The 12,795-nt window shown below is 68.5% G+C and carries 14 protein-coding genes and 1 pseudogene; 3 read left to right on the top strand and 12 right to left on the bottom strand.

Annotated elements, in window-relative coordinates; genetic code table 11:
• Positions 1-10 precede the first annotated feature (10 nt).
• Positions 11-805: an SDR family oxidoreductase gene (locus tag ACVW07_RS12180; protein ID WP_456819504.1), complete on the bottom strand. Its 795-nt coding sequence runs from the start codon at positions 803-805 to the stop codon at positions 11-13.
• Positions 806-1,040: 235 nt separating this feature from the next.
• On the opposite strand from ACVW07_RS12180, the gene ACVW07_RS12175 reads away from it, so the two are divergent.
• Positions 1,041-1,721 carry a hypothetical protein gene (locus tag ACVW07_RS12175; RefSeq protein WP_456819503.1) on the top strand — a complete coding sequence of 227 codons (681 nt, stop codon included), beginning with the start codon at positions 1,041-1,043 and terminating at the stop codon, positions 1,719-1,721.
• Positions 1,722-1,758: 37 nt separating this feature from the next.
• On the opposite strand, the gene ACVW07_RS12170 is transcribed toward ACVW07_RS12175, so the two are convergent.
• Entirely contained in the window at positions 1,759-2,142 is a 384-nt protein-coding gene (locus tag ACVW07_RS12170; RefSeq protein ID WP_456819502.1) for a VOC family protein, read from the bottom strand.
• Positions 2,143-2,569: 427 nt separating this feature from the next.
• On the opposite strand from ACVW07_RS12170, the gene ACVW07_RS12165 reads away from it, so the two are divergent.
• Complete coding sequence (locus tag ACVW07_RS12165) at positions 2,570-2,986, top strand: hypothetical protein (RefSeq protein WP_456819501.1); 417 nt, start codon at positions 2,570-2,572, stop codon at positions 2,984-2,986.
• Between the two features lie 585 nt (positions 2,987-3,571).
• Here the strand turns inward: ACVW07_RS12165 and ACVW07_RS12160 are convergent.
• The 10 genes from ACVW07_RS12160 to ACVW07_RS12115 all read right to left on the bottom strand — a co-directional run bounded on the left by ACVW07_RS12160 (position 3,572) and on the right by ACVW07_RS12115 (position 12,015).
• Positions 3,572-4,108, bottom strand: a complete 537-nt coding sequence (locus ACVW07_RS12160) for a hypothetical protein (RefSeq protein ID WP_456819500.1) — start codon at positions 4,106-4,108, stop codon at positions 3,572-3,574.
• Entirely contained in the window at positions 4,105-6,165 is a 2,061-nt protein-coding gene (locus tag ACVW07_RS12155) for an AHH domain-containing protein (RefSeq protein ID WP_456819499.1), read from the bottom strand. Before ACVW07_RS12155 ends, ACVW07_RS12160 begins: the two co-directional genes overlap by 4 nt.
• A 439-nt stretch (positions 6,166-6,604) precedes the next feature.
• The gene (locus ACVW07_RS12150; RefSeq protein WP_456819498.1) at positions 6,605-7,147 is read right to left on the bottom strand and encodes a hypothetical protein; all 543 of its coding nucleotides are present in this window, start codon (positions 7,145-7,147) and stop codon (positions 6,605-6,607) included.
• Positions 7,148-7,335: 188 nt separating this feature from the next.
• Positions 7,336-7,527 carry a hypothetical protein gene (locus ACVW07_RS12145; protein WP_456819497.1) on the bottom strand — a complete coding sequence of 64 codons (192 nt, stop codon included), beginning with the start codon at positions 7,525-7,527 and terminating at the stop codon, positions 7,336-7,338.
• 199 nt (positions 7,528-7,726) lie between these two features.
• Positions 7,727-8,260 carry a hypothetical protein gene (locus tag ACVW07_RS12140; protein WP_456819496.1) on the bottom strand — a complete coding sequence of 178 codons (534 nt, stop codon included), beginning with the start codon at positions 8,258-8,260 and terminating at the stop codon, positions 7,727-7,729.
• Positions 8,261-8,346: 86 nt separating this feature from the next.
• Complete coding sequence (locus ACVW07_RS12135; protein WP_456819495.1) at positions 8,347-8,643, bottom strand: hypothetical protein; 297 nt, start codon at positions 8,641-8,643, stop codon at positions 8,347-8,349.
• 147 nt (positions 8,644-8,790) lie between these two features.
• Positions 8,791-9,852: a hypothetical protein gene (locus tag ACVW07_RS12130; protein ID WP_456819494.1), complete on the bottom strand. Its 1,062-nt coding sequence runs from the start codon at positions 9,850-9,852 to the stop codon at positions 8,791-8,793.
• The gene (locus ACVW07_RS12125) at positions 9,849-10,496 is read right to left on the bottom strand and encodes an ABC transporter ATP-binding protein (RefSeq protein WP_456819493.1); all 648 of its coding nucleotides are present in this window, start codon (positions 10,494-10,496) and stop codon (positions 9,849-9,851) included. Before ACVW07_RS12125 ends, ACVW07_RS12130 begins: the two co-directional genes overlap by 4 nt.
• Entirely contained in the window at positions 10,493-11,389 is an 897-nt protein-coding gene (locus tag ACVW07_RS12120) for a peptidoglycan-binding domain-containing protein (protein WP_456819492.1), read from the bottom strand. The genes ACVW07_RS12125 and ACVW07_RS12120 overlap by 4 nt, the downstream gene beginning before the upstream one ends.
• 359 nt (positions 11,390-11,748) lie before the next feature.
• A complete protein-coding gene (locus ACVW07_RS12115) occupies positions 11,749-12,015 on the bottom strand; it encodes a hypothetical protein (RefSeq protein ID WP_456819491.1) in 267 nt (88 codons plus the stop codon).
• 582 nt (positions 12,016-12,597) lie between these two features.
• Here ACVW07_RS12115 and ACVW07_RS12110 point away from each other — a divergent pair.
• Positions 12,598-12,717, top strand: a pseudogene (locus ACVW07_RS12110) (RHS repeat-associated core domain-containing protein); the annotation flags it as partial.
• Between the last annotated feature and the right edge of the window lie 78 nt (positions 12,718-12,795).

The following is a 12,795-nucleotide window of genomic DNA, read 5'->3' as shown; positions in this document are numbered from 1 at the left end:
CAGGCGGGGGTCACACGATGCGACCGCCCGTGACGGCGATGCGGTCACCCGTGATGTAGCTCGACTCCTGCGACGCGAGGAACACGTACGCGGGCGCGAGCTCGGCGGGCTGACCCGCGCGCCCGAGCGGGGTGTCCGACCCGAAGGAGTCGACCTTCTCCTCGGACATCGTCGCGGGGATGAGGGGCGTCCAGATGGGTCCGGGGCAGACGGCGTTGACCCGGATGCCCTTCTCGCCGAGCTGCTGCGCGAGCCCTTTGGTGAAGTTGAGGATCCCCGCCTTGGACGTGGCGTAGTCCAGCAGGCCGGGACTCGGCTGGAACGCCTGCACCGAGCTGGTGTTGATGATCGACGAGCCGGGACCCATGTGCGGCACGGCAGCCTGGGTGATCCAGAACAGGGCGTAGATGTTCGTCTTGAGCACCCGGTCGAGCTGCTCCGTGGTGATGCCGAGCAGGCCGTCGTCCTGCGCCATCTGGAACGCGGCGTTGTTCACGAGCACGTCGAGGCCGCCGAGCTCGCGGACCGCCGTGTCGACGAGCGTCCGGCAGAACTCCTCGTCACGGATGTCGCCCGGCAGGCGGACCGCCCGTCGGCCGGCGTCCTCGACGAGCCGGACGGTCTCCTTGGCGTCCTGCTCCTCCTCCGGCAGGTAGGAGATCGCCACGTCGGCGCCCTCCCGGGCGAACGCGAGGGCCACGGCCCTGCCGATGCCGGAGTCCGCGCCGGTGACGAGGGCGCGCTTGTCCTGGAGCCGGCCGGCGCCGCGGTAGCTCTGCTCGCCGTGGTCGGGCTCGTGGGACATCTGGCGGGTGAGGCCCGGGTGGGGGATCTTCTGGGCCGGCTGGGCCTCGGGGCTCGGGTACTGGTCGCGGGGGGTCCTGGTTCGTGGTCTGATCGCTCATCACTCCATGGTGAGCACGGTTCGCGTCTTCGCCACTCGACGGCCGCACCTCCCTCTGTGCGTTGCCGGGGGCTCGCGGAGTACCGTGCGTCATCACATCAGGGGCAACCGTCCCTCCCCGAGGGACGGGCCGACAGTGAGCGCTGACGATCCGCGCGGCGCGGTTGATCCGGACGGTGCCGTCGGCTCGACCGGCGGCGCGGTGACGCTCGCGACGGAGCCGCCGAGGTCCGCGCCGCACCGGCTCGCCCGCGCCGTGACGGAGATCCTCGCCCCGCCGTGCCTCGGGGCCCTGACGCTCCTGCTGCTCGGCTGGCGGGCCACCGGAACCGCCGGGCTCGTCGACGGCGCGGTCGCCGCCCTGTTCGTGGCCGGCATCCCGTACGCCGTCGTCGTCGCGGGCGTGCTCGCGGGCCGCTGGAACGACCGGATGCTCACCACCCGCCGGCAACGGATCGTCCCGATCCTGTCCAACATCACGTTCGCCACCGTCGGCCTCGTGATGTGCCTGGTCACCGACGCGCCGGGCACGCTGGCCGCGTTCATCGTCGCCGCGATCGGCACGCAGGCCCTGCTGTTCGTCGTCAACCTCGGCTGGAAGATCAGCTTCCACGCCGGCGTCTCCGCCGGGATCGTGCTGATCCTCGGGCAGGAGCTCGGCGTCGTTCTGATCCCGCTCCTGGCGCCGGTGGTCGTGCTCATCTGCTGGGCTCGGGTGCGGCTGCGCGAGCACACCGTCGCGCAGGTGGCCATCGGCGCGCCGGTGGGGGGCCTCGCGCTGGCCGTCCTGTACCGCGTCGCGCTCCTCGCGCCATGAGGCGGTCGGCCGCACCGCGCTGACGGCTCTCGGTGCGTCAGCCCTCTCCGCGCCACGCGGGCAGCTGCTGGATGGTCCACTCGTTCCCGTCGGGGTCCTTGAACCCGCTGAACCGCCCCCCACGCGAGCTCCTGCACCGGCGACGCCTCGACCCCGTGCTCCAGCAGGAACGCCCGGGCCGCGTCCGCATCGTCGACCACCACCTGCAGACCCTTGAGCGAGCCGGGCACCGTGTCGCGATGAGACCCTTCCCGATGGCGATCGAGCACGCCGATCCGGGCGCGGTGAGCTGGACGAACCGCAGGTCCTCGCTGACCGTCTGGTCGTGGTCCACGTGGAAGCCGACCTGGTCGGCGTAGAACGCCTTGGCCCGGTCCACGTCACTGACCGGGACGAACACGAGCTCTAGCCTGAACTCCACGGCGATGCCCTCCATAACCGCGTCGAGGTGTGAGCCCATCGTCCCGCCGACCGCCGACACCACCACCGGACTCCGCCCCGCATGGTGGGCAGGAGTGAAACTCTGCGCCTCGACGACGTACTGCCCTCGCGATTCGTGGCAGACCAGGGCAGGCATGATGACGGGATGAGCAGGCGGCCTGTCCGGCGTGAGCAGCTCGGGCACCAGGGCGGTCCCGTGGAGCCGGGTGCCGGCGGAGGCGGCACTCCGTGGCCGACGCCGATCGGCGACGGGCAGTGGGTAGACGAGTCGGGGACGCGATGGCGGCGTCGAGGCGGACTGTGCGCGGACAAGCGCGTGAGGCATCTGCTCGGCTCGCCGGAGGTTCGGGTTCCGAGCGCGATCGTCCCACCGGGCGCCGACAGCGCTGACGTCAGTCGAAGCCCTGATGGCCCAGCGGCTCAAGATGCCGAACCCTGCGTGGTACGCGCAGTGGGTCGACTCGGGGTTTACGCACCTCGAGATCATGGACTGGTACCCGCTCACGACGTACCGCACGCACGTTCCGACCGTGGCCACACGGCTGATCGCGGCTGGCTGGACCAGTGACGATTTCCGTGAGGCCATCGCGCAGAGGCTCGGCGGCTGGCCCGAGCGGGTCATGACGGACGCGGACAGTGCAGCGCGTGAGGCGGTGCTGTGGCACGAGGTCTCGGAGTTCTACCGCTTCCGGACCGAGGTCGCGCTGTACGCCCGCGACGATGCACTACGCGCGGCCCGGTCCTTGGGCGCCACCCTGGCCGCGCTGGCGCGGCCCTCCGGGTGGAGCAAGCAGCGAATCGAGCAGCTGACCCGCAAGCAGTAGCCGGCGGCCGCGCCGACGTTCTGCACGGCCAGGGGCCGCTGGCCCGCACTGAGGCGGTGACCTGGTACAAGGACCGCGACAGCATGCTCACGAGGAACCGCATCACGTTCGAGAAGGAACGAGGTCAGGACGTGGCTGGCGAGCGAGAAGACGTCGACGCGATGGACGCTGCGGAGTACCTCGTACACCTCAAGCGGAAGGCTGAAGCTCGGCGAGCTGCCGAGAAACGTCGCGCCGTTCCGCGCGGGTTCTGGTTCAACCGGCCCGTCGAGTCGGACTGGGTGCTCTGGACCGGATTCGTTTCGGGCGCCGTGCCAGCGATCCTGTACTTGTTCGTCAATGCCTCCGAGGAGGCGAACTCGTACGAGCCCACCCCGTTCGGGTGGGTGCTGTTCGATATGGCCATGCTGTTCATCAGCTGGTGGTTCCCGGTGACCTTATTGCTGTTGGTCATCCGTGGGCTTGCCCGGCGCGCGAGTCTCGGCCTGGCGCGAGGCCGTCCGACGACGTCGCGGAATCACTTGAACGCCTCAGTGCGCTGTCGAGCTCGGCCAGCAGGGAAATCAGCGAGGTATCAGGCATTGCTCACACCTGGTCGGCGATGCGTGCCCGGTCGACGTCGAGCCCGGTCAGCTCCGCGGCCCGGAAGGCGGCGAGCATGGTGTCATCGACGATGACGTTGCTTCCGTAGGCGTGTGAGGGGAAGAACGTACGCCCGGCGGTCCTGGCGAGGTCGAGGACCCAACGGATCGGTTGGCCGCTGGGTCCCCAGGTGCTGGCGTCCCTGTCCAGGACATCGGGCCGCTCGGTGAAGTGGGGGATCCGATAGTCGGCGCGGTATCCGTCGGCACCGACCACAACGGCCGGTAGCCACTGGACCTTGTCCAGTGGTGACAGGTACGCGTCGACGATCTCGGCCATCCGCTCGGAGAACAGCCTGGTGAGCGTGAGCGGCCAGTCCGGCGGCGTGTTGGGTGCCCCCCAAGCGAACTCGGTGACGCTCGGCTCAGCAATGACGCCCGGCTGGCGCAGTCGTTGGAGGAAGACGTGGCCCGCGTCGTACTTGGCGTACTGGTTCGCGGGCCCGTCGCCGTGGGACGTGACGGTGTAGTACGTGGTCATCGGCGGTGGCACTTCCAGTAGGAGAGTCGCAGGATCGTGGGGTCGGCCTTGACGACGTCGACGACCCAGGCGTTGAAGAGTCGCAGAAACTCGGCAGTGTTGCCGTACCCGGCCTGTTCAGCGGCATTTTCGACATTGTCCATGACCCATTGGTGGTATTCGGCCGGGTGGCGTCCCCTGTGCGCCACCTCGAACAGGTTCCAGGCCGCGGAGGCGTTGGCGCTCCCCTCGACCTGAAGGTTCAGGCCCCAGGCGTCGAGGATGTTCTGGAACTTTGCCCCGTTTCCTGTGTACCACGTGGCCATGTGATGCATCTGTTTGGGCAGGCCAGCGAGTAGTTCGTTGCGATCGTTCAGGTCACTCATGCAGTTTCCTGGCGGCGGGACTCGGCCGCCAGCTCCGGCCGCTGCCGGTTCGAGTTCGGGCTCGGGTTCAACTCGTTGGTCATCGGCGTGCTCTGAGAACCATTCGAGGCAGTCGCCGAGGGCGTTGATCTCGTCGCAGTCTGGCGTGAAGTTGTCGAGCTTGTCGCCGTTGGTCGATGCGTCGACCAGGGCAGTGACAGCAAGGTCGCCGGTGTCGCTGTCGGCGATCCACTGCAGGGCTTGCTGCAGGTCGTAGTCGCGGCAGATCTCGACGATGTCCGGCACGCTGACGAGGGCGGTGGCCGACCTGTCGGCCCTGACGGTTTCGCCGAGCGCCTGGCATGCGGTGTCGTGGTCGTTGTCGTAGCGGTGCACCAGCCGTGAGCGCAGGGTCGCGACCACGTCGGTGTCCAGCTCGAGTGTCGGCCACTCGGTGATGACGGTTGTCCCGTCGGGTCCGGCCGTGCCGTTGGGCAGGACCCGGCCGGGATCGCGGAACACGGCGCACGCGCTCAGGTCCACCGTGTACGGGCCCCAGTGGCACTGGTAGTCCTCGGCCCGGGTCGGGCTGACGTACCACTGCGGGCACAGGGCCGCCAGATCACCACAAGTCACCGGCTCGGTCGACGATTCCGTACTGAACAGCTGCAGGTGGCACGTCGTGACCAGGCATTGGGGCTGCAGCACGGGGACGCGCTGGACCCAAATGGGTGTGGAGGTGGACGGGGTGACGGGTTGCGGCGTGCCGCCGGCGGCGGTCCAGGTGGAACCGAACGTGACCGCGACCGACCCCGGTGGGCAGTTCAACGGCCCGAGCTCGAAGTCTGCGGCCTGTCCCACGGTCGCCGGGATCGAATCGGTGTAGGTCTGACCGTTCGAGCACGTCACGGAGCGCCTAAAGGTCCCGGACCCTGCCGGGACGCCCGGGGGAACCCCTGGTGCGTACGGCGGCAGCCAGTGGGGGGCGTAGTTCACCAACGGTGGCTGCGCGGTCGACGCGGCCGCTGCTGGCAGTCCCGAGTATCCGACGATCCCATCGACAACGATGTCCGGTGCGGGGCAGGTGTAGGTAGTCGTAAGGGTGCCTGTCGGTTTGCCGATCCGAGAAGTGTTGAGCCCTCCTAGGTAGCCAGGAGCCTCCTGGCCCGGACCGATCAGGGTTGATCCGCACCCGATCTTCATCTTCCAGACACCGCTTTGCTGCGTGCCAGGCTGGTGATCGATCGTCTCGACGACTGTCGCTTGATGCCGATCAGCGGACACCGTGACTGAGTCGACGGAGTGGATGGCGCCATACCAGCCCGAAATGTACCGGTACGCGGGCGGCAGGTCCCACCCGGCGGGAATTCCCGTCCCAGGGCTCAGCCCCGGCGTCGTCCCGCCGATGTGCAGCCAGCCTTTCAGCCACCCGAACATCCCGACGCCCGCGGCCGCGGTGCCAGTGATACCCGCCGCCTGGGCGGTGCTGATCGACACGCCCGTCACTCCGGCAGCGACCGGGGCGGTGGCGACCGGGATGCTCGCGATCCCGTTCGCGGTAAGGAATGCGTTGTCGGCCGCGGTGAACCCGGTGAAGACCTCGTCGCCGAGCACCGCGAGCCCTTGCGGCCCGTCCAGAGAGGAGAGGTTTGCTTCTGCTTCGGGGGCCGGTCCGAAGAGTATCCCGACCAGCAGCAGCGCCACCGTGGTCACACCGGCAACCACGGCCCTTGAACGATCCATTCGGACGACTTCCCATTTCGATCAGAACTTGTCGTCCCGGGCAAGTCGCACCGAGGCGATCGCCGACGCTACAGCCGGCACGAGCCATCCTTGGCGGGCATTCGGGTGAACCGCTCGGAGCGCGTTCAGTTCACATCCCGCAGCCCGTGAGCCCGCCGCGAACGCGAACGTCTTCCGCCTTCGGCGATTCGTCACACCGGCCGAGGCCACCGGAATCGATCGTCTTCGGCCACGCATTCGACGCAGTCCTCGTTAGCCGCCGAGCTGTCTCCGGACGATTCAGTGTCCGCATGGTCGATGCCGATGAACCGTCCGTGGTACCTCCGGGCCGGCAGCAGCCGACAAGCCGATGCGGCCGCGCTATACCGGCGTCTGCCGGCTCGGCCTGAGATTCAGGCACGCGGATCGGTCAGGACCGCCCGAACAAGAGGAGCAGCGCGGCGACGAACATGGCGGCGGCGCCGACACCCGCTGCGAGGAGCGCGATCAGCCGGTAGCTCTCGGCCTTCTCCGTCCAGCCCAGCTCCGTGGCGACCCCGCGGATGAGCTCGTGCGCCTCGGCGGTCGTGAACCGGCGCTCGGAGACGACCTCCGGCTTCCCGTCGGCGCCGCGCCGCCACGTCTTCTGGTGCGAGACCTCCCAGACGCGCCCGACGGTGCGGCTGACCTCCAGCCCACCGGCGGACGGACCGCCGACGGACCTGCGCACCTCGACGTGGTCGTCGGTGATCTGCATCGTGCGGGTCACCGGGTCCAGGACGACGTGGTTCTCGATGGCCCTGTGGCCCTGGCCGTTCGTGAGCACCCCGAGCCAGTGCGCCTCGGACAGGTTCGACGCGCACGTCGAACCCGACCTCGGTCGGCTCGACCAGGTACGGGGTACCCACAGCTGCCCAGCAACGGCCTCGCGGAACTCTGCGACGTCGGGCTCCTCGTCGACCGGCTCGCTCACTGGTCGGCACCGAGCGGCTGCTGGTCGACCTCGGCGTGCAGCAACAGCCCGGTGCCAAAGACCTCTCTCGAAGGGGAGGAGGTGCTGTTCAGCGCCGCAGTTGCGCCGAGTCAGCATCCACATGAGGGATCCCCGCCGTTGGGCGGGGATCCCTCATGTGGATGCATCAGTCCCGGAGAGCGGGCCGGTCAGATCGGCTTGAGCTCCGGATCACTCTTGACGGTGTTGCCGATAAGGAACTCACCGTGGCCCCATCGGTTCACGACCATGGTTGTGCTGGCGGTCGCTGTGACGGTCGGTCCCCAGGCGCTCACGCTCGTGTAGTAGTTGCCGCTCGCGTCCATGTACCGGATCGCCGCCTGGACCTTGTAGCAGCTCACGTTGATCACCTGCGCCGTGATTGCCGTCTGCGTGCCGGCCCGCCAGGTGCACGTTACGCCGTCGATGGGCCGGCTTGAGGTTTCCGCGTTCGCGGTGGGTGCGGCAGCGACAGCCAGACCGGCGGCTAGTAGGGCCGCAAGGCCAAGGCGTCGGGATTTGTGCATCATGTACGCTCGCTCTCGTTGTTGGGTGGTCGGGTTACGGGTTCTTTGCGTCAGTGTTGAACGGATCGGACATGCACGATTTCCCGTCAGGTGTCGACGGTTCGTAGATGCTTTCCCCGTCCGGGGGCAGCACCATCTCGGCGAAATCGGCGTCGGAGAGCTCTGCCCCGTCGGGAACATTGCGGGCCTTGAAGCAACGCCGCACGAGCTCGGCGAATCCCAGGTTCTCAGGGTTGGTCGCCATGCCTTGGCGGACCGAGAACACGATCGCGGTGGTGCCCTGCTCGCACGCCAGGATCTTGTCCTGATGCTCGAACTCGGCATCGCCCTCGAACGCGTTCGGCTGCCCCTCCTTCGGTCCGACCTGAGTCGAGCCATCGGCGCCGAACGTCACGACGTAGTCGGGATCGACGTCATGAGCGCACTCACGGAACAGGTCTTCCGCTTGGCTGACCTCCTGGTCGGAGATCTTGTAGTCGCTCAGGGCGTCACGCTCGAAGTGCGTCAGGTCGCGCGTGAGGTAGTTGTCGATCTCGATCTTCCAGGCGGGAGGTACGTCCGCAGGCACATCGCTGTGGTCAGACGAGGACGTGCACGCCGACAGAGTGAGGGCCAAGCTGGCGCCCAGCGCGGTGAGAGTGGACGCTCTTCGCACTAGAACGCGACGAAGTCAGTTGGCGAAGGATTGCCGTTGATGTTGATCTGCGCTCGGCCCGCACGCCTGGTCACCATCGTCGTGCTGGCCGTGATTGTGGCGACCGGGTGCAGCCACGAGCTCTCCGCAGTCATGGTCGAGCCGTCCGGTCGGATCCAGCGGATCTGGGCCTTGACCCGGTAGCAGCTCGTGTTCGTGACCGAGGCCGTCGTCGCGCCCGACGACGGGGTGTACGTGCAGCTGGCCGATCCCCCGGGGAGCGTCGCCTCGTATGCGTTCGCGACCGGCGCTGCCACGACGGCCGTACCTGTGGCGACAACAGCCGCAAGAAGTCCAGCAAAAATGCGTCGTTGCATTACACAAACTCCCGAGTTGTTGTGGAAATGACATGGTCGTTGCGGGATGTGACTTGTAGCGTCGCGCCTCGGCGGCGTCAAACGGACTTATCGGTCTCTAAAGTATCGAAACAAGTCGCGTTCTCTGGCCGTTGAGACGGCGGCTAGTGTGCCCGCAATCGCGCCCGCTGCGCCCGCGCCGACGGTGCGCAGCGCAGTCAGGTAGACGGCAGCGGAGGGGTCGGGGTTCCCCGCGGCGGCTGCCCATGCACTTGCGGCGCCCGCGACGAGCGTGGCTGCGCCGACCCAGCAAGTCGCCTCGAGCAGGTGCTGCCATGCCAGATGTGGGCGAGCGACGCGCGCGTGGAGCGCGGACGCGATCTGCAGGCGTCGGGCTCGCACGCCGGCCAGGCCCACGACGAGGCCGATAACTGCGGCGGCTGCCGGTGTCCAGCGTGTGAGGCGTGACGCCATCGCGGAGCGAGGGTCGTACGACGTGCCGCTGCTGGGGTTGAGCTGTGTCAGCGTCGGCTGAGCATCGGCCTTCGAACCGGCTGCCGAGTACAGCAAGCTGGCGCTGTCCTGGCTGGGCGGCCACGTGGCAGCCCAGCAGGCATCGAAGTTACCGGTGGCCGCGACCGGCACTACCAGGGAGTACCCCAGCGTGCGGGCGCGACCATCCTCAGGCCACGAGTACGTCCCCGCGACGAGAGCGTCGCCAGAGCTCGTTGCGAGCACGTCACCAGGCGCGAGACCAAGAGCCTCAGCCAGGTCCGCTGAGACCCACACTCCCGGGTCGGTAGGCACGTCGCGCCCGAGCGCGGCTCCCAGGAGGCCGGGACTGGCTTCCCAGGTGGTCAGCTGCGATGCGGGCAGTGCCAGTGCCCGCGTCGGGTCGCCCTCGCGCAGCGCACCGACGCGCATCCCGTCGGCGCCGTTCAGCGCATCGCAATGAGGCCCGTCGACGTTGCCCTTGTCTTCCAGGATCCAGGTGGCGCCGCCCGCAGACCGGAACTGCTCGGCGGCGCTGAGTACGCCGACCATCGCGCGAGCATCAAGCACTGCGAGGGTTCCCGCGGTGAGGATCAGCACTGCGGCGAGAGTGGCGGCGCGGGTGGTGCCGGTGCGCAGGTTCGCCCAGGCCTCCGAGACGATCGCCGTGGGCCTCACGACACCACTCGCGCGTCTGACGTGGGGCTTTGATACTCGGCGAGGTCAACAACCCGCGTGCATGCCTCACGGGTGTGAGCGTCGTGCGTCGCGACGACGACGATGGTGTCGTGCTGCGCGAGCGAGCGCAGGACATGGTTCACGGTCGCCGCCGTGTGCAGATCGAGCTGGGCGGTCGGCTCGTCGACGAGCAGCAGGCCCGAGGCTGTCGCGACCGCGCGAGCCAGCATGAGACGTTGCGCCTCACCGCCGGACAAGGCCCGGAACTGTCGGGGAGCGACGGCGGTCAGGTCGAACCGCGCCAAGATGTCGACGGCCTGCGCGACTGCGTCGCGCCGACTCATACCCCTGGCTAAGAGGGGCAGCACGACGTGATCGAGCGCGCTGCGGCGCGGCGCTCCGTGCGGGTTCTGGAAGACCCACCCGATGTGGCCGACGCCGACGCGCTCCACGCTGCCCTCGGTGGGGGGCAGCCACCCGGCCAGAATCGACAGAAGCGTGGACTTGCCGGACCCCGAAGGTCCGACCAGCGCGACGATCTCCCCTTGCGTCAGCTCGAGGTCAACGCCGGTAAACAGCCGCGCGGAGGCCGGGAACGCGTGGGACAACCCGCGGGCACGAACGACCGGACTGATCGAGGTCATACGCACGGTGTGGTGTCGTCGGGCGGGATCTGGACCTTGCTCGAAGCCCGCCCGTCGACGACGACCAGGCTCTTGCCCAGCGCGGAGGTGACGACCTTCACCGCGACCGGACCGTCCTGTCCCGCCAGGCACCCGCGGTCCCCCGACAGGTCGTACAGCGCAGCCGGCGGCACCACGACCGCGTCGATCGGAGTGGCCAGGGCGTACTCGAGTTTCACCGGTGCGCCACCCGAGTCTGAGCTGTCCTTGGACTGCGCGAACTGCCACTCGGCGGACGCAGTGAACGCGGCCAGGAACGTCGCATCGGTGATGCGACCGTCCGCGCCGACCGCGGTCTGGGCACCGTTGGAACGCATGACACGATCCCCCGCGACGAACCCGGAGACGTCCTCGGCGACGGACAGTGCGGTGACCCCACCCACCGTGGTCGCGAACTTGCCACTCTCGACGGACTGGGCGACGCCAACTTCGCAGCCGTCGATCGTGACCTGTGCCGCCGGAAGCCACAGGACGGACGACAACGTCAGGGCCCCTGTCGGAGCGCTGGCACCGGCGCGCCGCTGCAGATCCTTGACTGCACTCGTCGTGCTGGACCCGTACGAACCGGTGGCGTTGACCGGGTAGCCAAGGCGGTTCAGCTCGGTCTGCAACGCCGCGACGTCACCGCCCTTGACCCCCGGCCCGAGGTCACGCCACAACGGCTCGGGTGTCGCCAGCGCCAGGACCGGTCGGTCATCGACCCGCACCGGGCTCGTTCCCGAGACGAACTGCGCACCAGCGCTGCAGCTGGTGCGCGTCACCACGCCCACATCACGCAACATGAGCGGCGTACCCGTGGTCTGCTCCGCGGTCACCGACACCTGGCGCGCGTCGTCGAAGGACTCGCTCGACACGGCAATGAAGGACCGCCCGGGATGCGACCCCAAGATCGAAGGCGCCGGTTCAGGGCCGAAGGTGAGGCCGGCGATCGCCCCGGCGGACAGCAGCGCGACACCGACGAGTGCCACGGACGCGGTCGCCGTTCCGGACCTGCTCGATCGCTGCAACACCACGTCCCCCTTCGACTCCCGCACAACAAGCACGCGAACGCTAGCGCACACACACCCAACCAATGCGGCCCCATCCCGCGGGGCATCGCCGACCCGTCAGGTGTCCTTCTAGGACGGTGCCCTTCCGACGGATGCGACAGGTACGCCCAGACCTGGGCCGCGGACAAGATCGCCCGCGCGTGGACCGGATCGACGTCGCGCGCTCACCGCAGGCCACGCCCGACGATCGGGCGGCCGTCGCCGATTTTCGCCAGGACCCGCACCCCGACGTCGAGCTCGTCAGCGTCATCTTGCCCCACCCGCACGTTCCGGCGGGCGTCGTCACCCGCTACATCGCCGTCGACGCCGACGAGCGGGTGGCGGCCACTCTCCACCATTGGACCCAGCGGCCTGCCCATCCTCACGCGCTTCTCGGACGCCAAACTCGCTGGGCGTGCGGTCACCGCACTGCCGAACAGGTCCCTGACCATCGTCGTCTCCGCGACCGTCGCCGAAGCCCTGCTTGCGCTCGACCTCGTCGGCGGCGACTTATGAACACGGCCATCGGGCCGTGGATCGCCAGCCGATGTCCTCCGAGTCGGAAACGATCGCCGCCGGCCACGCAGCGCCAGCCAGGCGACACGCCCGGGTGGAGTGGCCGACACCAGTGGCCGGAAAGGGGCGAGGTGGCCGGACAGTGGCCGACGGGTTTCGTATGGCCCGCGCTTCGCACGGTTGTCGGTGACCCGCTGCGCGGGGCCCTTCGCTGATCGGCGACCGCTGGGGATCGAACCAGTAGTAGCCCTCCGAAATCGATCGTTTTCGGTGGACCAGGCGGCGCACCTCGTAGATGTGACTTCTAGCGATAGGTGTCGCTGTTTCTTCAGGGTTATGTGTCGGTGATGACGAGGGTGCTACGGGCTGTCTCGGTGGCGTCGCGGGGTGATCGCGACAGTGGGTGGTGTGCCGACTCGAGCGCCCGGGGGCGACCCCGCCGTCGTCGATATTGGCGACGGGTGATGGCCTGATCGAGCGATAGACCGCAGGTTGAGTCCACCGCGGGTCAGAACCTCTACCTTCGCGGCCGCTACTACGACCCCACCACCGCCCAGTTCCTCACCGTCGACCCCCTGCTGCAGACCACCGCCGACCCCTACGGATACACCGCCGGCAACCCCCTGCAGTACACCGACCCCCTTGGCCTGGACTGGCTCGACGACACCAGCAACTGGGCGGCCGGGTTCGGCGACGCCGTCACCTTCGGGGGCACC

It is taken from the genome of Cellulomonas sp. URHB0016, assembly GCF_054057935.1.
This window is presented reverse-complemented; position numbering and strand designations above follow the sequence as displayed.

Bases quoted from the DNA above. Each gene is read 5' to 3' on its own strand.
- ACVW07_RS12165 (WP_456819501.1), top strand. From the start codon at position 2,570: ATGGCCCAGCGGCTCAAGATGCCGAACCCTGCGTGGTACGCGCAGTGG.
- ACVW07_RS12125 (WP_456819493.1), bottom strand. From the start codon at position 10,496: ATGACCTCGATCAGTCCGGTCGTTCGTGCCCGCGGGTTGTCCCACGCG.
- ACVW07_RS12115 (WP_456819491.1), bottom strand. From the start codon at position 12,015: ATGGTCAGGGACCTGTTCGGCAGTGCGGTGACCGCACGCCCAGCGAGT.
- ACVW07_RS12160 (WP_456819500.1), bottom strand. From the start codon at position 4,108: ATGACCACGTACTACACCGTCACGTCCCACGGCGACGGGCCCGCGAAC.
- ACVW07_RS12180 (WP_456819504.1), bottom strand. From the start codon at position 805: ATGTCCCACGAGCCCGACCACGGCGAGCAGAGCTACCGCGGCGCCGGC.